22 protein-coding genes are annotated in these 24126 nt (G+C 69.9%); 7 read left to right on the plus strand and 15 right to left on the minus strand.

What is annotated here, in order from left to right; translation table 11 throughout:
* Nucleotides 1-154: 154 nt before the first annotated feature.
* On the minus strand, nt 155-754 hold the full coding sequence (locus tag ABGB11_RS21445) for an ABATE domain-containing protein (RefSeq protein WP_347635467.1): 600 nt from the start codon (nt 752-754) through the stop codon (nt 155-157).
* Nucleotides 755-841: 87 nt separating this feature from the next.
* On the opposite strand from ABGB11_RS21445, the gene ABGB11_RS21450 reads away from it, so the two are divergent.
* Nucleotides 842-1630 (plus strand): MBL fold metallo-hydrolase, encoded by a 789-nt coding sequence (locus ABGB11_RS21450; protein ID WP_347635469.1) that lies wholly within the window; start codon nt 842-844, stop codon nt 1628-1630.
* A gap of 136 nt (nt 1631-1766) precedes the next feature.
* The gene (locus ABGB11_RS21455; protein ID WP_347635471.1) at nt 1767-3029 is read left to right on the plus strand and encodes an MFS transporter; all 1263 of its coding nucleotides are present in this window, start codon (nt 1767-1769) and stop codon (nt 3027-3029) included.
* A gap of 261 nt (nt 3030-3290) precedes the next feature.
* Here ABGB11_RS21455 and ABGB11_RS21460 read toward each other — a convergent pair whose 3' ends face one another.
* Together ABGB11_RS21460 and ABGB11_RS21465 are read right to left on the minus strand one after the other, a co-directional pair.
* On the minus strand, nt 3291-3899 hold the full coding sequence (locus ABGB11_RS21460; RefSeq protein ID WP_347635473.1) for a dihydrofolate reductase family protein: 609 nt from the start codon (nt 3897-3899) through the stop codon (nt 3291-3293).
* Between the two features lie 74 nt (nt 3900-3973).
* Nucleotides 3974-4606, minus strand: coding sequence for a dihydrofolate reductase family protein (locus ABGB11_RS21465; protein WP_347635475.1), 633 nt, complete (start codon nt 4604-4606; stop codon nt 3974-3976).
* A gap of 349 nt (nt 4607-4955) precedes the next feature.
* Here ABGB11_RS21465 and ABGB11_RS21470 point away from each other — a divergent pair, with 349 nt between their 5' ends.
* Nucleotides 4956-7748, plus strand: coding sequence for a BTAD domain-containing putative transcriptional regulator (locus ABGB11_RS21470; protein ID WP_347635477.1), 2793 nt, complete (start codon nt 4956-4958; stop codon nt 7746-7748).
* 254 nt (nt 7749-8002) lie between these two features.
* On the plus strand, nt 8003-8254 hold the full coding sequence (locus ABGB11_RS21475; protein WP_347635479.1) for a DUF4873 domain-containing protein: 252 nt from the start codon (nt 8003-8005) through the stop codon (nt 8252-8254).
* Between the two features lie 107 nt (nt 8255-8361).
* Here the strand turns inward: ABGB11_RS21475 and ABGB11_RS21480 are convergent, their stop codons facing one another.
* Nucleotides 8362-8661 carry a hypothetical protein gene (locus tag ABGB11_RS21480; protein ID WP_347635481.1) on the minus strand — a complete coding sequence of 100 codons (300 nt, stop codon included), beginning with the start codon at nt 8659-8661 and terminating at the stop codon, nt 8362-8364.
* Between the two features lie 367 nt (nt 8662-9028).
* Here ABGB11_RS21480 and ABGB11_RS21485 point away from each other — a divergent pair, with 367 nt between their 5' ends.
* Nucleotides 9029-10129 (plus strand): STM4015 family protein, encoded by a 1101-nt coding sequence (locus ABGB11_RS21485; protein ID WP_347635484.1) that lies wholly within the window; start codon nt 9029-9031, stop codon nt 10127-10129.
* Nucleotides 10130-10452: 323 nt separating this feature from the next.
* On the opposite strand, the gene ABGB11_RS21490 is transcribed toward ABGB11_RS21485, so the two are convergent.
* From ABGB11_RS21490 to ABGB11_RS21510, 5 genes are all read right to left on the minus strand, one after another.
* A complete protein-coding gene (locus tag ABGB11_RS21490; protein WP_347635487.1) occupies nt 10453-11442 on the minus strand; it encodes a hypothetical protein in 990 nt (329 codons plus the stop codon).
* A gap of 515 nt (nt 11443-11957) precedes the next feature.
* Nucleotides 11958-12707, minus strand: coding sequence for an amino acid ABC transporter ATP-binding protein (locus ABGB11_RS21495; protein WP_347635489.1), 750 nt, complete (start codon nt 12705-12707; stop codon nt 11958-11960).
* The gene (locus ABGB11_RS21500) at nt 12704-13576 is read right to left on the minus strand and encodes an amino acid ABC transporter permease (RefSeq protein WP_347635491.1); all 873 of its coding nucleotides are present in this window, start codon (nt 13574-13576) and stop codon (nt 12704-12706) included. Before ABGB11_RS21500 ends, ABGB11_RS21495 begins: the two co-directional genes overlap by 4 nt.
* A complete protein-coding gene (locus tag ABGB11_RS21505) occupies nt 13573-14445 on the minus strand; it encodes an ABC transporter substrate-binding protein (protein ID WP_347635493.1) in 873 nt (290 codons plus the stop codon). Before ABGB11_RS21505 ends, ABGB11_RS21500 begins: the two co-directional genes overlap by 4 nt.
* Nucleotides 14446-14676: 231 nt before the next feature.
* Nucleotides 14677-15144, minus strand: coding sequence for an SAM-dependent chlorinase/fluorinase (locus tag ABGB11_RS21510; protein ID WP_347635759.1), 468 nt, complete (start codon nt 15142-15144; stop codon nt 14677-14679).
* Nucleotides 15145-15334: 190 nt separating this feature from the next.
* On the opposite strand from ABGB11_RS21510, the gene ABGB11_RS21515 reads away from it, so the two are divergent.
* A complete protein-coding gene (locus tag ABGB11_RS21515) occupies nt 15335-16087 on the plus strand; it encodes a sugar transferase (protein WP_347635495.1) in 753 nt (250 codons plus the stop codon).
* A gap of 186 nt (nt 16088-16273) precedes the next feature.
* Here the strand turns inward: ABGB11_RS21515 and ABGB11_RS21520 are convergent, their stop codons facing one another.
* From ABGB11_RS21520 to ABGB11_RS21530, 3 genes are all read right to left on the minus strand, one after another.
* A complete protein-coding gene (locus tag ABGB11_RS21520; protein WP_347635497.1) occupies nt 16274-17443 on the minus strand; it encodes an amidohydrolase in 1170 nt (389 codons plus the stop codon).
* A 237-nt stretch (nt 17444-17680) separates the two neighbouring features.
* Nucleotides 17681-18643 (minus strand): S16 family serine protease, encoded by a 963-nt coding sequence (locus ABGB11_RS21525; RefSeq protein ID WP_347635500.1) that lies wholly within the window; start codon nt 18641-18643, stop codon nt 17681-17683.
* Between the two features lie 165 nt (nt 18644-18808).
* On the minus strand, nt 18809-19585 hold the full coding sequence (locus ABGB11_RS21530) for a hypothetical protein (protein WP_347635502.1): 777 nt from the start codon (nt 19583-19585) through the stop codon (nt 18809-18811).
* 486 nt (nt 19586-20071) lie between these two features.
* Between ABGB11_RS21530 and ABGB11_RS21535 the strand changes: the two genes are divergently transcribed.
* Nucleotides 20072-20671: a hypothetical protein gene (locus ABGB11_RS21535; protein WP_347635504.1), complete on the plus strand. Its 600-nt coding sequence runs from the start codon at nt 20072-20074 to the stop codon at nt 20669-20671.
* Here ABGB11_RS21535 and ABGB11_RS21540 read toward each other — a convergent pair.
* The 3 genes from ABGB11_RS21540 to ABGB11_RS21550 all read right to left on the minus strand — a co-directional run bounded on the left by ABGB11_RS21540 (nt 20668) and on the right by ABGB11_RS21550 (nt 24123).
* Nucleotides 20668-21396 carry a nuclease-related domain-containing protein gene (locus tag ABGB11_RS21540; RefSeq protein WP_347635506.1) on the minus strand — a complete coding sequence of 243 codons (729 nt, stop codon included), beginning with the start codon at nt 21394-21396 and terminating at the stop codon, nt 20668-20670. The two genes, ABGB11_RS21535 and ABGB11_RS21540, sit on opposite strands and share 4 nt — an antisense overlap.
* A gap of 22 nt (nt 21397-21418) precedes the next feature.
* On the minus strand, nt 21419-21937 hold the full coding sequence (locus ABGB11_RS21545; protein WP_347635508.1) for a hypothetical protein: 519 nt from the start codon (nt 21935-21937) through the stop codon (nt 21419-21421).
* A 200-nt stretch (nt 21938-22137) separates the two neighbouring features.
* Complete coding sequence (locus ABGB11_RS21550) at nt 22138-24123, minus strand: helicase HerA-like domain-containing protein (protein ID WP_347635510.1); 1986 nt, start codon at nt 24121-24123, stop codon at nt 22138-22140.
* Between the last annotated feature and the right edge of the window lie 3 nt (nt 24124-24126).

Consider the following 24126-nt stretch of genomic DNA (forward strand, 5'->3'; position numbering starts at 1 on the left):
TCATGTGCTGAGAGAGCAGTGCATGTGCGCATCTGAGGTTCCCCCCGTAGCACGGACAGCTGGGGTGAGATGGGTCAGGTGGTCGTGCTATGGGGGGAACCGCAGCCCCTCGGCGAGTGCGCGCCGCCACGGAGCACCAACGCCAGCACGTTCGTCAGTCTGCGTTCGGCTGGGTGCGTCGGGCGTAGGCGCGTGCGGCGCGGGCGCGGTCGCCGCAGCGGATGGAACACCAGTGGCGGCGGCCGTGGCGCAGCAGGTAACGGTTGCAGGGGGCGGAACCACAAGCGGTGAGGCGCTCGGCATCGGGACCGGTCAGGAGGTCGGCCGCGTTGGCTGCGAGGGTCGCAAGGGCGTGGTCGAGGATCTCGTTAGTGGGGCATGGGGCCGCGCGGTAGGGGCCGTTCTTCTCGTCCCAGTACAGCAGGGCGGCCGTGGGGGCCCTGCTCAGCGCGTCGTTGACGGCGGACAGAGCCGCGGGCAAAGCGGGCAGCCCGGCGACATGGGCGGCGAACAATGCCTTGAGGTGTTCACGCAGCGAGCGCAGCTGCGTCGTGCACATCTCCTGTACCCCGGCATCGGCCGGAGCGAGGCCGCGTTCGGTGAGCCACAGATTCGTCGCCGCGGGGGTGCCGAGGAGATCGATGAGGCGCCCTCCGGGCAGCGCCATGGCGCTGTTGACGAAGTCGAGGGCGAGATAGTCCCCCGCCCCGGGCGCGGGCGGCAGCGCGGACTCGGCGGTCAGGGACTCACTCATGGCTCTCATGGTACGGCTTGCGCTCGTCCGTGAGAGGCCGCTACCGTCCTTCACGGATAAACAACTTCTCATCCGTGAGGTGTCTGGATGGTCAGTACCAGCACGACCAGCAAGCAGATCCCCGTCCGCGTCTTCGGTGGCCCGACCGCCCTTTTCGAGTACGGTGGCCTGCGATTCCTGACCGACCCGACATTCGACCCTCCCCGCGAATACCATGTGCCGGGCGGCCGGCTGACCAAGGTGGCGCCCTGCTCCGCAGCACCGGGCGACCTCGGCCGTATCGACGTGGTCCTGCTCTCTCACGACGAGCACCCCGACAACCTCGACGACTCCGGCCGAGCACTGCTCGCCGACGTCCCGCTCACCCTCACCACGCTCGGGGGCGGGCAGCGTCTGGGGAACGGGGCCAAGGGACTGGCCGACTGGGAGTCGATCGAGCTGGACCGTCCCGGCGGCGGCACGATCACCGTGACGGGCGTGCCTGCCATCCACGGGCCCGGCACACGGGAAGAGGTCGAACCGATCACCGGCCAGGTCGTCGGATTCGTCCTGACCGGGCAGGGCCTCCCCACGATCTACGTCAGCGGCGACAACGCCTCCCTCGACCTGGTCAAGCAGATCGCCGAGCGCTTCGACCCGGTGGACACCGCGATCCTCTTCGCCGGGGCTCCCCGCTTCACCGTCCTGTTCGACAACGCACTCATCGTTCTCGACAGCGCCCAGGCCGCCGAGGCTGCCAAGACCCTCGGCGCCCGCCGGGTGGTACCCGTCCACTACGACGGCTGGGCGCACTTCACCGAGGGCCGTGACGAACTGGTGGCCGCCTTCACCGCCGCTGGGCTGGTCAACCGCCTGGACTTCGGCGACCTGGGCTGACCGGGCGCCGGCCTGCCCGGTCGGCCGGTTCGCGGCCCGGTGCCGTGGCCGTGGTCGTGCATGTGGTCGTGCATGTGGACGGGCACAGCTTCGGCCTGCCACAACGGCGGTTCACACCAATCGAAAGAACTCTCTCGTGACCAATACCGTGCCCGCCCGGACCGGGGACCTCCCGCGTACCCAGGCGCAGCGTCGCATCCTGATCGTCCTGGGCGCCGCTCAGGTCCTCAGCGGCGCCGGACTGGCGGCCGGGGTGACCGTCGGTGCTCTGCTCGCGCAGGACATGCTCGGCTCCACCAGCCTTGCTGGTCTGCCCAGCGCCCTGGGCACCGCCGGTTCCGCTTCGGCGGCCCTCGCCGTCGGGCGCATCTCTCAAGCCCGCGGCCGCCGCCCCGGCCTTGCCGCCGGGTATCTGGCCGGTGCCGTCGGCAGCGCGGGCGTCATCGCCGCGGCCGTCGTCGGCAACGCCGTCCTGCTGTTCCTCTCGCTGTTCGTTTACGGCGCCGGTACGGCCACCAACCTGCAAGCCCGCTACGCCGGAGCCGATCTGGCCGCCCCCGCGCACCGCGCTCGCGCCGTGTCCACCGTGCTCGTCGCCACCACCCTGGGCGGCGTGGTCGGCCCGAACCTCGCCGCACCCACCGGCGACCTCGCTCACACCCTCGGCATTCCCGACCTGGCCGGGCCGTTCCTTCTCGCCGGCGCCGCCTACGCGATGGCCGCCTTGATCCTGGCCATCTGGCTGCGCCCCGACCCCTTGCTGCTGGCCGGCACCCTGGAAGCCGAGCGCACCGCCGCAGCATGCGCGCAGCCGCGCGACGCCACCCGCCGACCGCGCCCGGCGGTCAACCGCTCCCGCCTGCTGGCCGGCGCGCTGGTCATGGTGCTCACCCAGCTGGTCATGGTCGCGATCATGACGATGACGCCCGTCCACATGCACGACCACGGCCACGGCACCGCCGCCTCCGGCTTCGTCATCGCCATCCACACCGGCGCGATGTACCTGCCCTCGCCCCTGACCGGCTGGCTCGTCGACCGCTACGGCCGCCCCACCATCGCCGCCACCTCCGGGCTGACCCTGCTCGCCGCCGGAATCGTTGCCGCCAACACCCCCGGCGACTCCGTCGAGCCGCTCGTGGTGGCCCTCGCGCTGCTGGGTCTGGGCTGGAACTTCGGCCTCGTCACCGGAACCGCGGTCATCACCGACGCCGTCCCGCTGGCCACCCGAGCCAAGACCCAGGGCCTGGTCGATGTCGCCATCGCCATTGCCGGCGCCACCGGCGGCATGGCCTCGGGCCTCATCGTGGCCGCTGCCGGCTACCCCCTCCTGGCCATCGGCGGAGGCATCCTGGCACTGGCCATCGTGCCAGCAGCCGTCGCCACCGCGCGCAGTCGATGATCAGCGGACGCTGCGCTTGCCGAAAACTACGTCCGCGCAGGTCAAGCAGCATGCTTGTACTCTGCCGGATGGCGCCCTGGCCCAAGGGCATCGAGAGGACGCATCGAGCCGGACCCGACAGCCCGGCGGGCAGCTCGCCGACCTGGAACCGTCGCCGGGAAAGCCGAACGCCTGAGCGGCCCTTGAAAGACAAAGGTCGGCCTGCCCGCTCCAGGGTCCAACCGACCTCACGAAAAATCGAGGTAATTAGAAATTCCCGGATCAGGAGAGCACGCGATAGGTCACGTGTGTGACCGAGCTTGCCGCCCGCGACTCCGCCTGCTCGAGATTCAGGGGCGGAACCCCATCGAATAGCCGGGCGCCGGCGCCGAGCGTGAACGGCACGATGTGCAAGCGCAGTTCGTCGACCAGGCCGGCGGCGAGATACTGATTGATGGTGGTCGCGCCGCCATGGATGGAGACATCACCGTCCCCGGCCGCCTCGCGCGCCTGGGCCAGTGCCGATTCGATTCCGTCGGTGACGAAGTGATATGTGGTGCCGCCGTCCATCGGCTGCGGGTCGCGCGGGTAATGGGTGAGCACGAAGACCGGGGCGTGGAACGGCGGATTATCACCCCACCAGCCCTTCCATTGCCGATCCCACCCACCACGCACTGGGCCGAACATGTTCCGCCCCATGATGACTGCTTTGGCTGCGTTGATCCGGTCGATCTCGGTCCGGTTCTCCTCGGGGTTGTCGAACATCCAGGCGTGCAACCTGTTGCCCCAGCCGTCACCGCCGTCGTCACCGAACGGGCGCTTCTCCGTCTGGTTCGGCCCAGCCGCGTAGCCATCGGCCGAGATGGTTTGGTCGCAGATGACCCTGCTCATGTGTGCCTCCTGTCAGGTCGAACAGGCTTTTTGGTGGTGCATGTCATTTCGGCCCGGTTCTTGGTCGAGGTGGTTCAGGCGCCGGTACGGGTGAAGGTCACATGCGTGACTCCGCTGGGCGAGGATACGGCCTCGACCTGGTAGTCCTTTTCCAGGCCCTCCAGTCCGTCCCAGAGGCGTACACCCCGGCCGAGCAATATCGGGACCACCACTGTGTGCATGTGGTCGACGAGCCCGGCGGCAAGGAAGTCGCGGATCATCGTGGGGCCTCCGCCGAGGCGTATGTCCTTATCGCCGGCGGCCTCGCGCGCCATCTCGAGGGCTTCGGCGGGTGAGACATCGATGAAGTGGAACGTCGTGCCGCCCTCCATCTCGATCGACGGGCGGGTGTGGTGGGTCAGGACGAACACCGGTGTATGGAACGGCGGATTGGGACCCCACGCGCCCTTCCACTCCGGGTCCTCGTGCCATCCGGGGTGGCCGAACTTTCCGGCACCCATGATCTCGACACCGATCCCCGGATCATGCTGCTGGGTGAAAGCGTCGTCGACGCCGCCGCTGCCGCCGGGCTTCCACCACCGGGTGGTGAACATCCACTGGTGCAGCCTGTCTCCGGCATGGCCGAAATGCGCCTCGCGGCTCTGCCCCTCACCGGCGCCGAAACCGTCGAGCGAGATGCCGAAATTGTGAACTCGGACAAGTGACATGACTCGATGCTCCTTCGATGAATCGGAAGTGATTCCTCTTGCGGTCCCGACCTCGGTCAGGCGTGGTAACGGCCGATGCTGGGGCTTCGCCGTTCAAGCCCGTCCCGGCCATTCACTCGTGGAGCCGTTCGCCACCTTGACCGAAGGGTGCCGTGACCCCGACGTTCGGATATAGTCGCGGCCAGAATCACCTGTCTTATCGCGGGTCTCCTTCGCTTCATCGGCGCACCGTCCTCCGGCTCCCGAGGACGGCATGTGCGGGATGATCACCAGCCTGGCGGACCGCAGGTGACAGAGTTGTGTCAGTCCCGTGACATCCGCTGCCGGCCTTGGAAGGGGCGCGATCTGCGTGCTGACCGTCGAGTTGCTCGGGCCGTTGCGCGTTACGCTGGACGGCCGGCAGATCGAGTTGCCGCGCGGGCGGCCGCGCGCGTTGCTGGCCGTGCTGGCGATGTCGGCGGGTCGTACCGTCCCGGCGGACACGCTCGCCACCGCGGTGTGGGGGATGGATGCGCGCGGCGACCCGGGGGGCAGAGTCCGTACGAATATCAGGCGGCTGCGCGATGCCCTGGGGGTCGCCGGGAGGGAGCTGATCACGGCCCGGCCGGGCGGTTACCTGCTGGCTGCCGAGCCTGATCACGTGGACGCGCTCCGCTTCGGCCGCCTGCTCGATGAGGCCGCGGCGGCAGCGGATCCGGTGGCCGAGCGGTCCCGGTTGGCCACCGCGAAGGCACTTTGGCGCGGCACCCCCTTCGACGGGATCCGATCGGACTGGCTGGAGCACTCCGTTGCCCCGGCATTGGCCGAGCGATACCTGGCCGTGCTGGAGCGGCGGGTCGACCTGGACCTCGCGAACCGATCGCATCCCGACCCGGCCAGGCCGGTCGAGTCGGCCGACCTTGCCGAGTTGACCGAGTTGGCCGAGCAGCATCCACTGCGAGAGTCCCTCTGGCTGCGGCTGCTGCGGGCCCTGGAATCAGCGGGCCGGCCCGCCGAGGCGCTGGCGTCGTACGAGACGATCCGGCGACGGCTCGCCGAGGAGCTCGGCGCCGATCCCAGCCCCGAGCTGCGGCAGGCCCACGCCAGCCTGCTGATCCGCGGCGCTCCGTCCGAAGGACGCGCGGTGCCCAGGCAATTGCCGCCCGCCGTCGACGGATTCGCCGGGCGCGAGGCCGAGCTCGCTTCGCTGGACGCGATGCTCGGCCCGCCGGGCGAGACCAGATCCCGGTCGCCGCTGATCGCGGTGATCGCCGGTACGGCCGGCGTCGGGAAGACCACGCTGGCCGTGCAGTGGGCGCATCAGGTCGCCGGGCGATTCCCGGACGGTCAGCTCTACGTCGGACTGCGCGGATACGACCCGTCAGGAGAGGCCGTACCACCAGAGGCAGCCATCCGCGGGCTCCTTGACGCGCTTCAGGTGCCGCCGCACCGGATCCCGGACGACCCAGCCGCCCGGGCCGGGCTGTATCGCAGCCTGCTGGCGGACCGGCGCATGCTGGTGCTGCTGGACAATGCCCGCGACGCCGACCAGATCACCCCGCTACTGCCCGCCGCGCCCGGCTGCCTGGTCGTGGTGACCAGCCGGGATCACCTCGCCGAACCGGTCATGACTTACGGCGCGCGTCCGCTCACCCTCGACCTGCTGCCGCCGGACGAGGCACGGCGGTTGCTGACCGCTCGGCTCGGCCGGAACCGGATCGCCGCCGAGCCCGAGGCCGCCGAAGAGATCGTCCGCCGCTGCGCCGGGCTGCCTCTGGCACTGGCGATCGTCGCTGCCCGAGCCGCGATCCATCCCCGGCACCCGCTGGGCGCCCTCGCCGGCGAGCTCGCGGACGCCCTCGGCGCGCTGGACCGTGCCGTCGACGTACGGGCGATCTTCTCGTGGTCGTACGAGACGCTCAGCGAAGCAGCGGCACGGCTGTACCGGCTGGTCGCCGGGCTGCACCCCGGCCCCGGCAGCACGGTCACCGGCGCCGCCAGCCTGGCAGGCGTCCCGGTCCCGCGGCTGCGGGCACCCCTGGCCGAACTGACCCGCGCCAACCTGCTCACCGAGCACCCCCCGGGCCACTACTCGTGCCACGACCTGCTGCGTGCTTACGCCGCCGAACTCTGCGAGGCCTACGACGCGGACCGAGAGGCCGCGCGGCACCGCATCGTGGACCACTACGTCCAGAGCGCGCACGCCGCCGTGCTGCCCCTCCACGGGCACATCGAGATCGTCGCCCCCGACGCGCCCCTCCCGGGCGTCTCCGTCGCCGGCTTCGCGGGGCCGGACGAGGCGATGGCCTGGTTCACGGCCGAGCGTCCCGCCCTGCTCGCCGTCCTGAAGCTCGCCGCCGAACTGGGCCTGGACCGGCAGGTCTGCCATCTGGCGCGGCCGCTGTTCGTCTTCCTGCAACGGCAGGGCCACTGGCTCGGCCAGGCCGAGACCCAGCGGACCGCACTGGCCGCCGCCCGGCGACTGGGCGACCCGGTGGAAGAGACCCGCGCGCACCGCAACCTGGCCTGGGCCCTGGCCGACCTGGGCCGCTTCGACGACGCCCACCGCAACCTCGACGCCGCCTTGGAACGGTCATACGACGACCCCACCGGTCAGGCGTGGACGCACTACCACCGCGATCTCGTCTTCACCATTCAGGGCCGGGAGGCCGACGCGCTCGCCGCCGCCCGCCGCGCCCACGACCTGTTCGAGCGGCTCGGCGACCAGGCCGGCCAGGCCATCGCGCTCACCAACCTCGGCTGGCACCACGGCCGCCTGGGAAACCACCGTCAGGCCCTCAACCTGTGCGAGCAGGCCCTGATCCTGCATCAGAAGTCCGGCAACCGTTCCGCGGAGACCCATACGTTGTCATGCCTCGCCGACACCCACCTCCAGATGGGCGACCCCGCCGGGGCGGTCCCCTGGTACCGGCAGGCCGTCGACCTGTTCCGGGAGCTCGGGGACCGGTACGGCGAGGCCAGCACCTTCGCCCACCTCGGCGCCTGCCACCGCCTCGCCGGCGACCACGCGAGCGCCCACCGGCACTGGCGCCGAGCCCACGGCCTGCTCGGGGGCCTGGCCCCGTCCACCATCGACCAGATCCATACGCAGCTCACGTCCCTCGACGAATCCGTCGCCGATGCCTTCCGCCAGCACAGGTGACAGGAGCACCGCGTCCAGCGCCGCACGCAACGTCGCGGATCCGATCCAGCGCGGCGCATCGTCGGTGGCCGCGCGCGCCTCGGTGGCCGCGGCTGCGCCCCGGGGAACAGGACGGTCTCGTACGCGGTGAACGCGGCTCAATGCCGGGCCACGCGACGAGTATTGAAGCGGCACGGCCGGGAACGTCCGACCTCAACGCTATGGTGCGTCTTCATGAATACAGTCCACAGCAGCCTGGATGAGAAGATCCGGTCGTGAGCCGCTACCGGGGGCCCGCCACCCTGATCAGCAGCAGCGGATCCGAGGTCGAGGTCTACGTCGATCTGCGCGCGAAGCAGCGGGAGTGGTCCGGGACCGTGACCATCACCGACTTCGATGCCGAGGACCCGCACGACCGGACGCTGAGACTTCCCGACGGCCGCGAGGCACAGGTCACGCTCGGCGGTTCCGAAGCCTGGTCCGACGTCATCACGCTGGTCGGAAGTGGGCCGCCGCCCTTCGCCTGAGCAGACCGTCCAACCGGCGTACTCAACGGCACGCCTGGTCGTACTCGGCCCACAGGACAGCATCGGCGAGGCGGAACTTTCGTTGCGGGCCGCCTGGTGCGGGGATGTCAGCCGCCCAGTTTCATGACCAGCGAGCGCAGGTGAGGTGTGGCGGCGTTCTCCTGGCCGCGCTTCACCCAGGCCGCGATGTGTTCGCTGACCAGCTCGGCAAAGCTCGCGCACTCGTCGTTGCTGAGCTCGACCGTGGTCGTGGTGTCGGTCCGGCAGTCGTAGGCCCTGAAGAGGATGTCCCCGACCGCCTGTTCTGCCGCAGGGGGCTTGCGGTTGCGCTGAGCATGCCAAGCGGCACTGTTGTTCACGACGCCCCACCCGTGCAGGGCCTCGTGGTTGGTGAGTTCAAGCCTCATGGGGCCGGTACCTCTCGCCGCCAGGTGTAACCACACCTTATGCAGGCACCCTACGCAGCTGCGGCCACACCGACCGGCCAAATTGCACGCCCACCACCGGCCGAGCGCGGTGACCGACCCAGGCGCTGCAGGACCGGACGGGATCGGCGCTTCGCATCGCGCCCACCTCCCCCAGCCAACGCCCGACGGTCCGCCACAGCGGCGGCCGTGAACGCCACCGCAGCCGCCGCGCTCTTTTCTCTTCGTTTTTCCACGTGCTGACTGTCCGGCGGAGGGGAGGATCGTCAGACGTGCCTCCCGCAGGGATCTTCAAGGGGCGGCGGCGCTTGGGCCGCTGCGCGGCCAGAGGGCGGGGCCGCGCAGCCGCGTGGCGCTGTCCCTCCTGGCTGATAGAACGGCACCTGCACATTGCTGGGAGAGGACCCCGACCATGCACTATGGCCAGCTCTTCGCCGGTCTGCCGATCAAGGAAATTCTGCATCACACCGTGGAAGACGAGATCCTGAGCGTCTCGTACCAACGGGAACTGCGCGACTTCGTCCACGACTCCCCGGCGATGGACACCGAGACCCATGCGGAGATCCGGCGTTTCGCGGAACGGCTGCGGGCCCTCGCCCACGAGAGCGACCCGGCGCAGGGCGTGGCCTGGCGCGTCGCCGGTGACGAGGAGACGCCGTTCCAGGCGGCCTTCGAACGGTTTCTGCACACGGTCGACACGTACGAGGTGACTGCCCTGGTCATCGGGTACTGGGGGGCGATCCACGAGGAGCACAAGCCGGATCCGGTAAGGCTGCTGACCCGCTCGGCGCACCTGATGCCACAGCTGGAGGCACTGTTCCTCGGGGACGTCAGCTCGGAGGAGCAGGAGCTGTCGTGGATCCACCTCTCCGATGTCACGCCGCTGCTGGAGGCGTTCCCCCGGCTGGAACGGCTGGACATCCGCAGCGGCTCGCTGGCCCTGCGCCCCACGAGCCACGACAGGCTCAAGACGTTGCGGATCGAGAGCGGCGGCCTTCCCGGGGAGGTGGTCCGGGCGGTGGCCGCAAGCGACCTGCCGCGGCTGGAGCATCTGGACCTGTGGCTGGGGGTCGGGCTCTACGGTGGCGACGCCACCGTCGCCGATCTGGAGCCCATCCTGGGCGGCGCGCGGCTTCCCGCGCTGCGGCACCTCGGCCTGGAGGACAGCGAGATCCAGGACGAGATCGCCGCGGCGGTGGCCGGCGCGCCGGTCGTGGCCCGGCTGGAAACGCTGAGCCTGGCCATGGGGATGCTGTCTGATGAGGGTGCCGCAGCGCTGCTCTCCGGACAGCCGCTCACCCATCTCAAGAAACTCGACCTGCACCACCACTACGTCAGCGACGCCATGGCCGAGAAGATCCACGCTGCACTCCCCGGCGTCTCGGTCGATCTCTCCGAATCGGTCCACCTGTCCGAGGGGTACGCCCCCTACGTCGCCGTGTCCGAATGACGGGCCCGCCGCAGGCGCTAAGGCCGGGGCCGTGTTCGGGGTCGAGCACGCATTCCACCCAGCGCAGCGGCCGTCGCCTTGGGCGGTGTCTTGTCCCGCCCCGTCCTCGCCGTCGGCCGGGGCGGGTTCCGGTGCACCTCCGGCCGGGGCGCGCCAGTGCCGGGAGGACGACCTCGGTGGGCACCCCAGGCTCGCGTTATCTGATAAGGGGCCACCGATAGCGGAGAGGGGCGGTGGCCCCTCCCCGCTGGTGGGTGATCGTCAGGTCGTGGGCTGCGGTACGCGTACCGCAGCCCGGTATCCAGCAGCCTGCCCGGCGGGCGTTACCGCCCGACCGGACTGGCGCTCTTGCCTTTCTCGCCGTCCTTGCCGAGGTGACCATCTTGCGACGGCTTCTCGTCCGGGGGCGGGATGCTCAGGGAAACGGCCATGGAAGCTACCACGATTCCCATGCCGACCCAGTTCCAGACATCCGGCCAATGCACCTCGTTCAGCAGACCGAGCGAGCTTCCCACCAAGCCGACCACGTTGGCGATCGGACTTTCCAGCAGGTAGAGCCTGCTCGCCACCGAGTCGTCGATCTTTTTCGATGCCACGCTGGCAAGGATCGTCGGGACCGCGAACGACAGGACACCCGAGATGCCGCCCAGGCCGAACACCTTCGGTGAGAACTCGGCGTGCCCGCCTCCGAGGAGATGGTTCGCCCCCCACACCGCGAAGGGGAGGATGGGAATGGAGACCGCATTAGCCACGGTCAGAATTTTCAGCCTTTCCGTCGGGTCTGGAACACTATCGTCGAACAGGCACCGGATGTAGTTGTAGTAACTCCAGGCACCCAGAATACCGCAGACGATACCGTAGAACGTTTCCTCGCGGGGGTTCTCGAACATCGCCCACGGTTTGTTGAGGATGATCACGCCCACAAAGGCGATGACCAGCAGCGCGATGTGCACGAGGTTGATGCGGGTCAAGACCCGCACTTTCCTGACAGCGGACCAGAGCAGACCGCACGAGGTCATGGTTGCCATTGCACCGATGCCCGCCCAATGGATACCGAGGGCATACCCCACAGTGGTGATGATGCATCCCACCGCGAGGCGGCAGATGGTTTTGGGCCTCTCCTTGATGATCGGCCAGAGGGGAAGGCGCTCCCGGAAGGGGACCCTCTTTCGGCACATGGAGTAGATCACGAGCCCCGAGGCGCCTACCGCGGCCATTACCGACCCGCCCGTGAGTGGGACGGTCTTGGCCACGGGAATCAACGCGAACTCGTGGAGAGCGACTTCGCCCAACACGAGACCGACAGGATCCATAGTTGCTCCACTTGGATAACCCCCCGACCCGTGGACGGGGGGTGGCTGTGATCCCGTGGATCACGGCGTGCCTGACCGATCGCGCCAGGCACGCCGGGTTCCGTGGAATCCGGACGTGTCCTGGCGCTCGAGCCAGCACGATCAAGACCGTGTCGAGGCGGGCGGCATGCGCATAACGCCCGGCGGAGAACGGTCGTACATCACAAGATCGGCACAGTGCGAGACCGGCACCGGTAGGCCGAGCAGACAGTGGAATGAGGTCGTCACTGCCAGAAAGGGACGGTCGTGCGCTCCGTCACCCGTGATCGGGGCGCACCCGGCGCCCGAGGAAGGTGATCTTTCACGCGCCGCGTCACGCGCGCCTGGAGCTACCGCTGCCGGGCCGGCGACACCGTCCACGGGCCACGGACGGTGTCGCCGGCTCCCCGTATCGCCTCCGAGCGGTGGCCCTCACGTCCGGATCCGCCGCGCCCGACACCTCGGATCGGCGGCGCCCGTCACCTGGGGCCGCCGGTTCAGAGGCGGCGGGATTCCAGGACGCGGTGCAGGAACTCGCGGGTGCGGGGCTCCTTGGGGTCCTCGAAGATCTGCGCGGCCGGGCCGTGTTCCAGGAGGACGCCGTCGTGCAGGAAGCAGACGGTGTCGGCGATGTCGCGGGCGAATCCCATCTCGTGGGTGGCCAGGATCATCGTCATGCCGGACTCCTTGAGTTCCCGGATGATGCCCATGACTTCGGTGACCAGCTCGGGGTCGAGCGCGGAGGTCACCTCGTCCAGCAGCAGCAGGCTCGGACGGGTGGCCATGGCCCGGATGATCGCGACGCGCTGCTGCTGGCCGCCCGACAACCGGTCGGGGTACTCGCCGGCCTTGTCGGCCAGGCCGAACCGTTTCAGCAGTTCGTGAGCCTGTTCGGTGGCCTCCGCCCGCGGTCGCCTGTGCACCTTGAGGGGGGCGAGGGTGATGTTGTCCAGCACCGACAGGTGCGGGAACAGGTTGTAGGACTGGAACACCATCCCGATCCGCTTGCGGAGCTGATCGGGGTCGGCACCGGGGTCGGTGATGTCGTCGTCCTCCAGGTAGATCGCGCCGTCGTCGACGGTCTCCAGGACGTTCACGCAGCGCAGCAGCGTCGACTTGCCCGATCCGGAGGCCCCGATGAGGCAGACGACCTCGTGCTGCGCGACGTCCAGGTCGACGCCGCGCAGCACTGGATGGGCGTGGTAGGTCTTCCACACGCCTTCGATGCGCAGCAGCGGTGTGCTCATTGGCCGCCTCCGGGGGCGCGGCGGCGTTCGGCGCGCGCCGCGAGGTGGTCGGTGAACCGGGCCATCGGTACCGTCAGCACGACGAACAGCACCGCCGCGGCCAGGTAGGGCGTGTAGTTGAAGGTGTCGGCCGAGTGGATCTGCGCCTGCCGGAGCGCCTCCAGCGGGCCGAGCACGGCCACCAGCGCGGTGTCCTTCTGCAGCGAGGCGAAGTCGTTGAGGAGCGGCGGAACGACCCGGCGCACCGCCTGCGGCAGCACCACGTACCGCAGGCTCTGGGCCGTGGTCAGCCCCAGCGAGCGGGCCGCGGCGCGCTGGCTGGGGTGGATGGAGTCGATGCCCGCCCGGAACACCTCCGCGACGTACGCGCCGTAGGAGAGGACGAGCGCGAACCCGCCCAGCACCGCCGGGCTTTCGGGAACGCCCTGCAACCGCAGCGCCGGGAGCCCGAATCCGACCAGGTACACCAGCAGGATCGTCGGGATGCCCCGGAACACGTCGGTGTAGGCGACGGCCAGCGCCCGCAGCGGGAACAGCAGCGGGGTTCGCAGCCCGCGTGCGAGCGCGACCAGCAGCCCCAGCAGCAGGATCACCACTTCGGCGACCAGGAAGATCCGCACGTTCAGCCAGAACCCGCGCAGCACGTCGGGGAACGCGCCGGTGAACTCGCCCCAGTCGAAGAACGTCTCGGACACGCGCGGCCAGCCCGGCGACCGCACCACCACGGCGACCACGAGCGCGACGCACAAAATCGTCGAGGCGGCGGCCACCGACCCGGACCGGACGGCGGCGCGGCGGCGCCGGCGCTCCCGTTCGAGCTGCCGCTCGCTCTTGATCCAGGTCGTCTGGCCCTTCGCGGGCGCGCTCATTTCAGGATGGGCGCGCCGGCCGACGAGGTCAGCCACCGCTGCTGGATTCTCGCCAGCTCACCGGACGACTTGAGCTGCCCGATCGCCTGGTTCAGGCAGCCGGCGAGCCCGCTGCCCCGCTCCATCAGCAACCCGAAATGCTCGGTACCGCCCCCCTGGGACGGCGGCAGCTGACCGACGATCTTCGAGCCCTCGATCTGCGCGGCGGTGACGTAGAAGGCGGTCGGCAGATCCACCACCAGCACGTCCACCTGCTTGTTCTTCAGCGCGTTCACCGCGTCGATCTGCGTGTTGAAGATCTTCGGCTGCTCCTCGGGTCCGATCTGTTTCCGCACCGCCTGAAGCGCCGTCGTCCCGACCTGCACCGCGATACGCGCCTTCTTCAACTCCGCGACGGTCGTCGCCTTCGCGTACCGGCCGCCGTCGAGCGCCACGATGCCCTGCTGCACGTCGTAGTAGCCGTCGCTGAACGCCACCGCCTTCTCTCGTGCGGGGGTGACCGAGATCTGGTTGATGTCGAAGTCGAAGGTCTTGGGGCCCGGCGCGAACGACGACTCGAACGACTGGACCTTCCACACCACCTGGTCCTTGGCGAAGCCGAGCCGGCCGGCGACCGCGTAGGCGACGGCGCTCTCGAAACCCTGCCCGTTGGACGGGTCATCGTCCTTGAACCATGGTTCGAACGCCGGCTTGTCGGTCGCGACCGTGAGCTTGCCGGCCGATTTCAGCGGCATTTTGTCCTTGGTGCAGGAGGCGGGACTCTTACTTGCCGAGGCGTTGGAGTCCTCGTCCTTGGGAGCGCAGGCGGTGACGGCGAACGCGAGCGCGACGACACCGGGCAGCGCGGACGCGAAGGGACGGCGAATCACGGGGGGATGCCTCCAGCAGTGAGGGTTGACGGGTCAAGCATGCCTAGCCGCGCGCAGGGTGAGGGTTCACGCGCCGGCCAGACCGAGGACATCGGTGGCCCGGCTCTGGTTGACGCCCAGGCCGAGCCAGCCGGACGAGTCGATCCACAGCAGCGGCTCCGCGATGGCGACGCTGCCGAAGGTGCGCTGGAACGGGGCGCGGACCGCGCGGGACGACCCGTCTGCAACGTTTCACTCCACATCTAAGGGAGTGCCTGGCTCCACCGTGCCGAACGCAGCCGCCAGGTCGGCGCGCCCCGCGCCGAGCACCAGACTTCCGAACCGGTCGGTGTACAGCACCGGAGCGGTCAGTTCGCCATCGCCCGCGACCGGGGCGGGGACGTCCAGCGGCAGCGGGTCGGCGGCGGCCCCGAGTTCCGCCGCGTCCACACCGGCCGCGACGTGCGCGGCGGCCGGAGAGAAGACATCGCGCCCGTGGAAGGAGGTCGATACCTCCGGCAACCGGTAGGCCGGAACGTCACCGCGCCGCGTCTTGATCGCCACCGGCCGGCGCGGCGTGCCCACGCCCGGATCCACGATCCCGACGTGCCCGCCCACCGGCATGTAGGGCAGCGCCCCTCGCAGCAACATCGCTCCTTCTCGGATATCGAAACGGACGGCTTTCGGACCTGGGGCGACCTCGGCGAATACGTCGGGGATACGAAGATCGAGAGCAGGACCCTACCAAACCGATAGGAAGGCGGCCCGCATCGGTCCGACCCTGCGTCCCGCGGGGTCGCGGGCTCGCATCCGCCGGCGATGTGACACACGTCGGCCGCGATCGCGAAGTGTTGCGGTTCACATTCATCTCGGAACTATCCCCGGTGGGCGAGAGGCACTGTAGTCGACAGTGCCCAACGAAGGAAACGAGGCATACATGCTTACAGGAGAAGAGGCCGTCCAGAAACTCTGGAACGCTCTAAACGCGGCACCAGACACGAAGAAGATCGGCTCAGAGTGGCTCCGCAGCAAAGAGAAGCGGGATTGGGATCTGTACATCTGCAGGGAATCCAGACCGCTCTTCGCCCCGCTGATCCTCAGCGCATCAGCGACGATCTTGTGGTGGGACCGGAAGGCACCGATCTTCTCACAAGAGCGGATCGGCATGTACGGTATTCCGTTCAACATGCACAAACTCCGCTCCATGAACACCGCGCGGGGCATGGATGCCAGCCAGGGGGAGAATGATCCGCGGGTCATTCCGCCGGGCACGATCATGCGTGCGAGACTCATCGATGAGTTGCCGCAATGGCGCAACATCAAGCAGGGACAGATGTCCTGGTCAGGGCACCGTCCGTTGGTGGAGAGCGAGATCTTCGATGGTGGGCAGGCTTACCATCACGACGATCGCCCACTCACCATGCAATATGTCCTGGGACGCAAAGAATTCAATAAGTGGTTCCGCGGCGCCTACATAACGGCACGACCAGGGATGAGCAGTCCGTTCAAGAGTCGCTTGTTCAAGCATGGGACCGAAGAGTTCATGATTGAGCGAAAAAGAGCGAACTGCTGGTACGCGGAAAACGCCACGCCAGACCTGGACCGCAAGCTCTTGCTGAAGTTGTTCGAGAGGAGCCTCTCGGTATCAGGCGTGGCAGCCTGAGAAAACAACATGACGGGAGGGCGTGGTTTACAAGCCGCGCCCTCTTCTCATCTCCGCGGGCCTGTCGCTCGGTGGCGATGTGGGACTCGGCGCGGGGATCCCTATGACGAGCGGGCAGCCCGTCCGGCCATCGGCCGCTGGAAGGGCCCGGCCGTCAGCCGGGCCCCGTGTGGTTCGTTCAGCCTGTCACTGGGCGAGCGCGTTCAACGCTATGGCCTGCAGCAGGCTGACGCCTACCTCGATGCAGGCCTCGTCGACATCGAAGCCGCCTTGGTGAAGGTCGTACTTGGCCGCCCCCGGGGTACGCACGCCCAGCCGGACATAGGCACCCTTGATCGGGTTCAGGTAGAGACCGAAGTCGTCTCCACCCATGCTCTGCTCAGTGGAGACGGCCGCGTCCGGGCCCAGCACCTGCCCGGTGGCGTCCCGCACCGTTTGGATGCAGGTCGCATCATTGACCGTGGGCGGCAGACCGCGCTCGATGGTCAGCTCCGCCTCGGCCCCGTACTTCTCGGCCACCTGGGGTACCTGTTCCTTCAGTATCTCCAGCGCCTTCCCGCGGACCTCGTTGTCATGGCAACGCAAGGTGCCCTTGAGATATCCCTCTTTGGGGATGACGTTGGCCGCTGAACCAGCCTCCACCATTCCCCATTCCAGATTGAAGCTGGAGCGAGCGTCGATTCCCCGCGGCAGCGCCGCGCGCAACTGGTTCACCATCGCGGCCACTGCAGGTACCAGGTTGACGGTCAGGTGCGGCCGCGCGGTGTGCCCGCCCGGTCCGGTGACCGTCACCTCCACCACGTCGATCGACGCGGTGATCGGGCCGGTGACCAGGCCGACCTGGCCGACTTCGAGCGACGGGTCGCAGTGCAGCGCGAAGATGCGCTCCACGCCCTCGATGCCGCCGGCGCGGATGATGTCCCAGGCACCGCCGGGGATCTCCTCGGCGGGCTGGAACAGCAGCCGGACCCGGCCTGGCAGATCCTTGGCCTGCCGGGCCAGCGCCAGTCCCGCGCCGAGCACCATGACGGTGTGGACGTCATGCCCGCAGGCGTGCGCCACACCCGGCACCTTCGACCGGTACGGCACGTTCTTCTCGTCCTGCATCGGCAGCGCGTCGATGTCGGCACGCAGCGCGATGATCGGACCGCGATCCGGACCGATGTCGCAGAACAGCCCGATGCCCGCGGGCAGGAGCTTGGGCTCGAGCCCAGCCGCTGTCAGCCGAGCGCGGAGACGCTCGGTCGTACCGAACTCCTGGTACCCCAACTCCGGGTTGGCGTGCAGATACCGCCGTATGGCGATCAGTTCTTCATGGTCGGGCGCTACCTCGCCCGTGCCACCGATTTCGGACATGAGAGTCCCTCTTCCTTTTTGTGTTCTCGTTTGTGTCACGTGGTGCCTTCTCGTTGAGCACCACGACAGGGACAGTCCCGGAGGAAGCTCGATCGGCCAGCGAGCCGCCGGAATCGGGCGCGGCATTTTGGTGGCTCCACGCCCAGTTCGATGAGGCGATGATGTACGTCCGAACCGCAGCATCTGCGGGCCGGCCCTGGGCCGTGATGTCCACCGGGCCCCAGCTGCGGCTCACGGTCAGTTCCGGGTGGCGCCGGTCGCGGTGAGCCAGGCGGCGGCGTCGGAGGCGGTGCGCACCGGGACGATGCGGATGGCGCTGCCCTGGGCCGCCCGCGCCGCCTCGGCGCTCTGCACGGCCGGGACGAGGAAGACGTCCATGTGTGCGGCGATCGCGGCGCGGACCTTCCCGGTGACCTCGCCGACACGGGTCACGGCGCCGTCCAGGCCGATGCCGCCCGTCCCGGCGACGTGGCGCCCACCGGTCAGTTCGCCCGGGGTGAGCGCGTCCAGCCGGGCGAGCGTCAGCATGAGCCCGGCGGACGGTCCCTGCACGGCGCCCAGCGAGTAGGTCACGGCGTCCACGGCGGCGGGATCGGCCCGTACATCCGCGAGCCGCCCGGCGGGGATCCGCTGGACCCGGACGCGGCCCATCGTGCCACCGCGTGCCCGGGGAGCGACGAGCACGCGCAGGTCGGTGTCCTCGGCGGCCGCGGCCTCCAGGTCGGTCTCCGTGCGCAGCGGGACGGGGCCGCGCCTCCCGTCGAGGCCCAGCACGATGTCGCCGGGACGCAGGCCGGTACGGCCGGCCGCTTCGGCGTCTCCGAGGATGCGGGTGACCTGCAGGCCGCCACCGCCGATCGGGGCCCTGCCCGCGGCGAGCTGGGACGCGACCAGGGCGGCCCGGGTCTGTGAGACGCGCATCGACCGCGCCATCGCCGGTGACGGGCCGCCGTCGCCCTCCCCGCCGGTGCGGCGGACCGAGCGTTCCCCGCGCACCCTGGCCACCGCCCACTGGAACCAGTTGCCGTCCCGCACCCGGACCGTCGTGACCGCCCACGACCCGTGCGCCTGCCCGCCGATCCGGACCACCGGGCCGGGCCCGACGGTGTAGTACGGCGAGGAGCGCACCCCGAGCACGCCCAGCGCGACCAGGAAGCAGATCGCGCCGAAGCCCAGCCGTCGCCGGATCACTCTGCTCACCTCTCCCCGCCGCCCGGTCCAGTGGCATCGCGGCTGTCGCGCGAGTGCCCGGCGGCCGGTCAGGGTGGTGTCGGTGCCGCCGGCGTCCGCATGTTCGCCGGACCCGTCTCCCGGCCGCACCGCGAGCCCGGCGAGAACCTGATCTCGAAGCGGGCCGCGGCGCTGCTATGCGGCATGTGCGGCGGCCCGGTCGGCCACGAGCTGGTCCATCTCCGCGCGCATGTCGGTGCCCACCTTGACGATCCGGATGTAGAGCCCGGTGAGCCGGCCGGCCAGCTCGGCGTTCAGGCCGCCCTCGCCGATGCCGCCGGACAGCTGGTGCTCTTCGACCGTCACGATCGCGTTCTCCCCCTCCACCAGGACATCGGTGACCCGGACCGGGTTCATCGCGTTGGCCAGGTAGACGGCACGGTCGCTGGAGTACTCGATGATCTCCAACCGTTCCCTGCCGTACCCGCGGTTCAGCAGGGCCTCGGCGCTCTTGATCCGGCTCGCGCCGCGGCCGATGCAGGCCCCCCGCGCGTCCACACCCTTGACGGTGGGAGCCACGGCGATCTTGGTCTTGGTGCCGGCGACCCTGGCGATGTTCTTGATGACCACCTTGCCGGTGAGGAGCTCGTCGGTGAATCCCGCCAGGAGCAGCCCGGCCAGCTCCGGCGCCAGCGCCGACAGCATGAGCAGCCCGGTGCCCCGCGGGCCCGGTTCGGCCACGTCGACGACGAGGGCGATGACGGTGTCGCCGGGTTTCAGTTCGGGCGGCGCGACCTCTTCGGGGAGGCTGTACGCCTCCGAGCGCGGCAGGAGCGCGTCGCGGGGGCGCAGGGTACCCACATCGTAGACGGCGCACCGGAACCCGTCCGGACCGATCGACGTGATGTGCGCGGTCACCGTCGTCCCGACGAGCGGGGACTCCAGCCCGAGGTCGCCGAGGATCGTCTGCACCGTCGTGTTCCTCCGTTTCGCAGGCGGGGAGCTCTCGCCTGGTCTCGTCCAGCGCTCTAGACGCTGATTCGCCGACCTCGACATCCCCTATGTCTAAGAGTCCGGACACGCGCGAATCGGCAACCCGTTCCTCGTTCCCCGCTGTGTTGGCGGAGTTCGCCGGGGACGCCACTCCGGACGGGATGCAGCGGCTGCTCGACCACGCCCGCTGGAACGCCGATCCGACGAGCTGGTCGGCGCCCTCCCGGCTCCACCCTGCGGGGTGGCCGGCAGCCAGGGGTTGCCGAACCTCGATCCCCGGGAACGGTATTCCGACAAGCCGGTTCGAGCTGGGCGGCAAGTCCGGAGCAGCCGCTTCGCGTCATCGGCGAGCAGCTCGGCCTGTCCCGGAAGGGCGTGCGGCAGATCCGGCGAAGGCGCCGGCGAAGCAGAGCGAGCCCCCGCGGACGCCGGCTGAAGGGGTTCAGCGGGAGCCGGAAGGCGGAAATGACCAACAACGAGCGGCCACCGGAGACCGGGCGGGTCCCCCCAACGGCCACTGGAGACCCCGGGAACGAGGACGCCCACCCGTGGATCGTCGACGACACCGACGAGCCCGCCGCGGGCGAGCCAGGCCAGCCGCCGGCGGCGCAGGACGAGGGGCGGAGCGGGGGAGCCGGCGGGCGTGAGCAGGGCGAGGTCTGGTGGAACGGAATGCCGGTGACGCCCAGGCGAGACCCGTCGCCCGCCTCATCCGGCACCCCTATGGACGCGCCCCCGGGCACAGACCCGAGCCCCCCTTTCGGCACGGCTCCCAGCGCCCCTCCCGGCACAGCTCCGAATGCTCCTGCCGGTGGGCGGCAGGGTGCATGGTTCGTCGATGACGGCACCGGTGAGGACGACCTCTACCTGGACGGCCCCCTCGAGTACACCGACCACACGGACTACACCGGCCTCGGCGACCAGGGTCCGGCGGGTGCCGTGCGGCGCGGCCGCGGGATCCCGATGCCGCGGCCGGGCCTTCCCGCCGTCGTCACCGTACTCGTGGCCTGCCTGGCGGCCCTGCTGGTGATCTCGTCGGGGGCCTGGCATCCCCAGTTGCCTTAGAGTGTGCCGCCCTGGCCCGGGCTCGCGCGCCCGAGCCGTTCCATCGTCCGTTCCGCTTCGGCGGCGGAGGCGAAGACGCGCGGCGCCTGCGCCAGCACCGGTCCGAGGTCCTTAGTGCCGCACACCCACACCCCGGCGACGACGAACGGCCGGTTGGTCATCCCGGGGACGCACACGACCGCCAGCACCGCCTTGCGCCCCAGCCTGCGCGACACCTTGCGGGCCTGGTTCGCCGCCTGCCGTACCGGACTGCCGTGCAGTACCCGCCGGCCGACCCGCATGGCGCCGTCCTCGACCTCGACCTTGCCGTGCCCGGTCTTCACCTCGACCGCCGCGGCACCGCAGTCACGGGTGAAGACCACCACGTCGCAGTCACCGCCGCGACCGCCCAGCATGAGCTCGTACGCCGCCGCGATCGACGCGGTGCGCCGGACCGCCTTCCGCACCTCCAGTTCGGACCGCGCTCCGATGGCGTACCGGCGTGCCTGCCGCAGCGCCCGCGCGGTACGGGTCCAGGTGAAGCGGCATCCCGCCGCCGTGCCCGCCGCGGTGACCGCGGTCAGCCCCCGCAGCAGGGCCGGGTCGGCTACGGTCACCGTGCTCACGAGGGAACAGAGCGACACCGCCGCCAGCGCCGCCGTCCCGGCCCCGTAGAGTGCCCCCTCCTGGAGCCGGAGCCGTTTCTGCTTGGTGACGTAGCCGCCGGGCCACCCGATCTCGTACATGAAGGCCGTTCCCTGAAACTGATCAGGCGCCGCCGCGCGGTCGCTTCCCCCGGCTCCGTCCGGCACGCTCGCGCCGGATGCGCTTGAGCGCTCTGAGCCCGTCCACAGCCTGCGCCGAGCCGTCGAGGAGGACGTCCCGGACGCTCCGGTAGAGGCCCAGCGCGAAGCCGGCAAGGGAGAAGTTCACCACGGCACCGAGCCCGGCCGCCATTCCCCAGGTGGAGGACTCCCGCACCCCGCAGCGCCCTGCGGCGAACTTATCGCCCGGGCATTCGCCGGGGACCAGCACGACCAGCGCGCCCGCCACCGCGGAGACGGCGCACAGTGCGGCTGCCGCGGTGAAGCGGCCGAGCGTGAGCTTCCACCGGCGGTGCACCCGCACGTTCACCCGGATGACCGCGGCGGCCACGAAGCCGGCCGCGCAGGCGGTGACCAGCTCCGGGATCCCGGCCCTGAAGGGCCCTGGCGACCCGCGGACGAGCAGCACCAGGGAGCATGCCGCCAGCACGGTGCCCAGCAGCACGACGACCGCGGTCTCCACCGCGACCGCCCGCGCTCGCGATCGCCGGCCCGATCGCCCCGGTGGATCCGGCGCCTCCTTCGCGGGCGTGACCGCAGGTCCGCCGCGGGCACGCTCGCCCGGGACGCGCTCGCGGGTGGTGCGCCTGCCCCGGGAGCGCCTGCCCGGAGAGCGCCTGCCCGGAGAGCGCTCGGGTGCGGGCGCCGACTCGGGTGTGGCTCTCACTCGGGTGCCCGCCGCTGCGGAGGCGGCCTCATGGCCGCGGCCGTGAGCTCGTGCCGGCCGGGCAGGTCGTACGGGTCAGGCGGCGAGTAGCGGTCGAGTTCCTGCCGGCGCATCGGCATCACGACGTACTCCACCCTGCTGCGCGGCTTGTTGACCCGGAGGTACGCCTCTCCGGTGCCCAGGTCCCGCAGCTCCTTGGGATCGACGACGTACTCCTCCTCGTCCATGGTCTGGTACGCCAGCGGGTGCCCGTGCTCACCGACCCGCTCGGAGAACTTGCCGTTGTCGCGCATGCCGAGGAAGTCGGCGCATTTCTCCGCGGACTCCGGCGACGACTGGGCCATCGCGACCAGCCAGTTGATGTTCTGCGTCAACCGGGACCAGTCGTCGCCGTCCTTGTCGATCCAATCCGTCGGGCCCTGCGTGCACAGGATCATGCTGAACAGCGCGCCCCGGACCCGGGCCAGCATGTTCATGGCGATCTCCCGGTGGATGAAGTTGGCCTCGTCCACGACGATCAGCCGCGGCCGGTCCTTGGGGGCGCGGCCCTGGATGCGCTGCGCCGCGTACACCGACAGCCGCTGCAGCGCCGAGGACGAAAGGATCTTGGCCATGTCGGGCTGCCCGAGCGAGTTGAGGCCGATGTAGGTGAGCCCGCCCTGTCGGACGTCGATCGCCCGCCGGCCCTCCCCGCCGACCAGGATGCGCCGTCCCGCGGACGAGTCGTACAGGCCGGTCAGCTTGGTGCCGAAACTGGCCGCGGACTTGCCCTCGTCCGCGGACGGCCGGAGCACGTTGGTGTAGCGCTGCAGGCAGTAGCCGGTGCCGTGCACCGCGTCGACGACCTGGACCCGATCCCGGACGGCGTCCCGCATTCTGGCGCCGTGCTCCATGATCTTGCCGAGTTCGAGCATGGTGGGCGGGTGGAACCGGCTCGGCGCCACCTCGGCCGCCTGGTGGCCCAGTTGCACCACCTGCTGCAGGATCTTGCGGTTCAGCGCCTGCCAGTACGCGTCGTCGAACTCCACCAGCGTCATGACGGTGTCGAACGCCTCGTCGGGCGACATGCCGTCGAGCACGTTGAACCAGAACGCCGGCTGCTCGTCGGCGAGCGCGATCTCCTGGAGCGGCACGCGGTGCATCCGCCCGTAGGCGCGCACGAAGTCGCGCAGGCCGCCTGGCTGGGTGTCCTCCTTCAGGTCGAGGACGGTGACGTCGTAGCCCATGTCGAGCGCGGCGCCGATCAGCCACATCAGGGTGACGGTCTTGCCGCTGCCGGTGGAGCCGACCACCGCCCCATGCATGCCCATCTCCTGGACGCTCAGCCATACCGGCCGGTCCCTGGAGCCCAGCCCGAGCGGGACGGCCTTGGCCTTCAGCGGCGTCTGCCGGGCCTTCTCCGTGGCGTACGGGCCGCGCACCGCGGGGACGAGGCTGAGCGGCACCCGCTTCTCCACCCGCTTCCTGAGCATCTCGCGGCGGCCCTGCCGCGGTGTCAGCCCGTCATCGACCATCTCCTTGCGCCGGAACCACGCGCCGTCGAGCACATCCATGATCTTCTTCTTCAGCCGCAGCAGCGAACTCAACGCGGAGACGGGGGAACCGATGGCCTGGCCGAAGATGAGGCCGGCGCAGCCCGCCATCGCGGCCGCCATGCACAGCAGCGCGGTGACCGGAACCTCCCGCGGGCTCCCCGGCCCGAGTCCGGCGAAGCTGGCCATCCAGTAGCCGTACCCGTAAGCGTTGTCCCGGGCGTAGAGAGCGAATCCGGCCAAGCCCGCCAGCAGGAGAATGGCCCAGTCCCGGCGCTGCAGCACCCGGCGCAGCGCGTAGAACAGCGCCGCCGCGAGCAGGACCGGGACGATGAGGAACAGCAGGAACGCGACCACCGGTGTGAGCAGGGCGGTGAAGAAGGCCCCGAACTCGTCGGACGATTCGTCACGCCGAGGCTGGCCGAACTCCGGCCCCAGGGGGTTCGACATGGT

Origin of the sequence: Actinomadura sp. B10D3 (assembly GCF_039871695.1) — a bacterium.
GTDB lineage: Bacteria > Actinomycetota > Actinomycetes > Streptosporangiales > Streptosporangiaceae > Spirillospora > Spirillospora madurae.

What these genes read in the sequence shown, in the direction of transcription:
- ABGB11_RS21450 (WP_347635469.1), top strand. Translation starts at nt 842, where the DNA reads ATGGTCAGTACCAGCACGACCAGCAAGCAGATCCCCGTCCGCGTCTTC.
- ABGB11_RS21445 (WP_347635467.1), bottom strand. Translation starts at nt 754, where the DNA reads ATGAGTGAGTCCCTGACCGCCGAGTCCGCGCTGCCGCCCGCGCCCGGG.
- ABGB11_RS21500 (WP_347635491.1), bottom strand. Translation starts at nt 13,576, where the DNA reads ATGAGCGCGCCCGCGAAGGGCCAGACGACCTGGATCAAGAGCGAGCGG.
- ABGB11_RS21540 (WP_347635506.1), bottom strand. Translation starts at nt 21,396, where the DNA reads ATGTACGAGATCGGGTGGCCCGGCGGCTACGTCACCAAGCAGAAACGG.
- ABGB11_RS21460 (WP_347635473.1), bottom strand. Translation starts at nt 3,899, where the DNA reads ATGAGCAGGGTCATCTGCGACCAAACCATCTCGGCCGATGGCTACGCG.
- ABGB11_RS21550 (WP_347635510.1), bottom strand. Translation starts at nt 24,123, where the DNA reads ATGTCGAACCCCCTGGGGCCGGAGTTCGGCCAGCCTCGGCGTGACGAA.
- ABGB11_RS21490 (WP_347635487.1), bottom strand. Translation starts at nt 11,442, where the DNA reads ATGGATCCTGTCGGTCTCGTGTTGGGCGAAGTCGCTCTCCACGAGTTC.
- ABGB11_RS21520 (WP_347635497.1), bottom strand. Translation starts at nt 17,443, where the DNA reads ATGTCCGAAATCGGTGGCACGGGCGAGGTAGCGCCCGACCATGAAGAA.
- ABGB11_RS21480 (WP_347635481.1), bottom strand. Translation starts at nt 8,661, where the DNA reads ATGAGGCTTGAACTCACCAACCACGAGGCCCTGCACGGGTGGGGCGTC.
- ABGB11_RS21465 (WP_347635475.1), bottom strand. Translation starts at nt 4,606, where the DNA reads ATGTCACTTGTCCGAGTTCACAATTTCGGCATCTCGCTCGACGGTTTC.
- ABGB11_RS21495 (WP_347635489.1), bottom strand. Translation starts at nt 12,707, where the DNA reads ATGAGCACACCGCTGCTGCGCATCGAAGGCGTGTGGAAGACCTACCAC.
- ABGB11_RS21535 (WP_347635504.1), top strand. Translation starts at nt 20,072, where the DNA reads ATGACCAACAACGAGCGGCCACCGGAGACCGGGCGGGTCCCCCCAACG.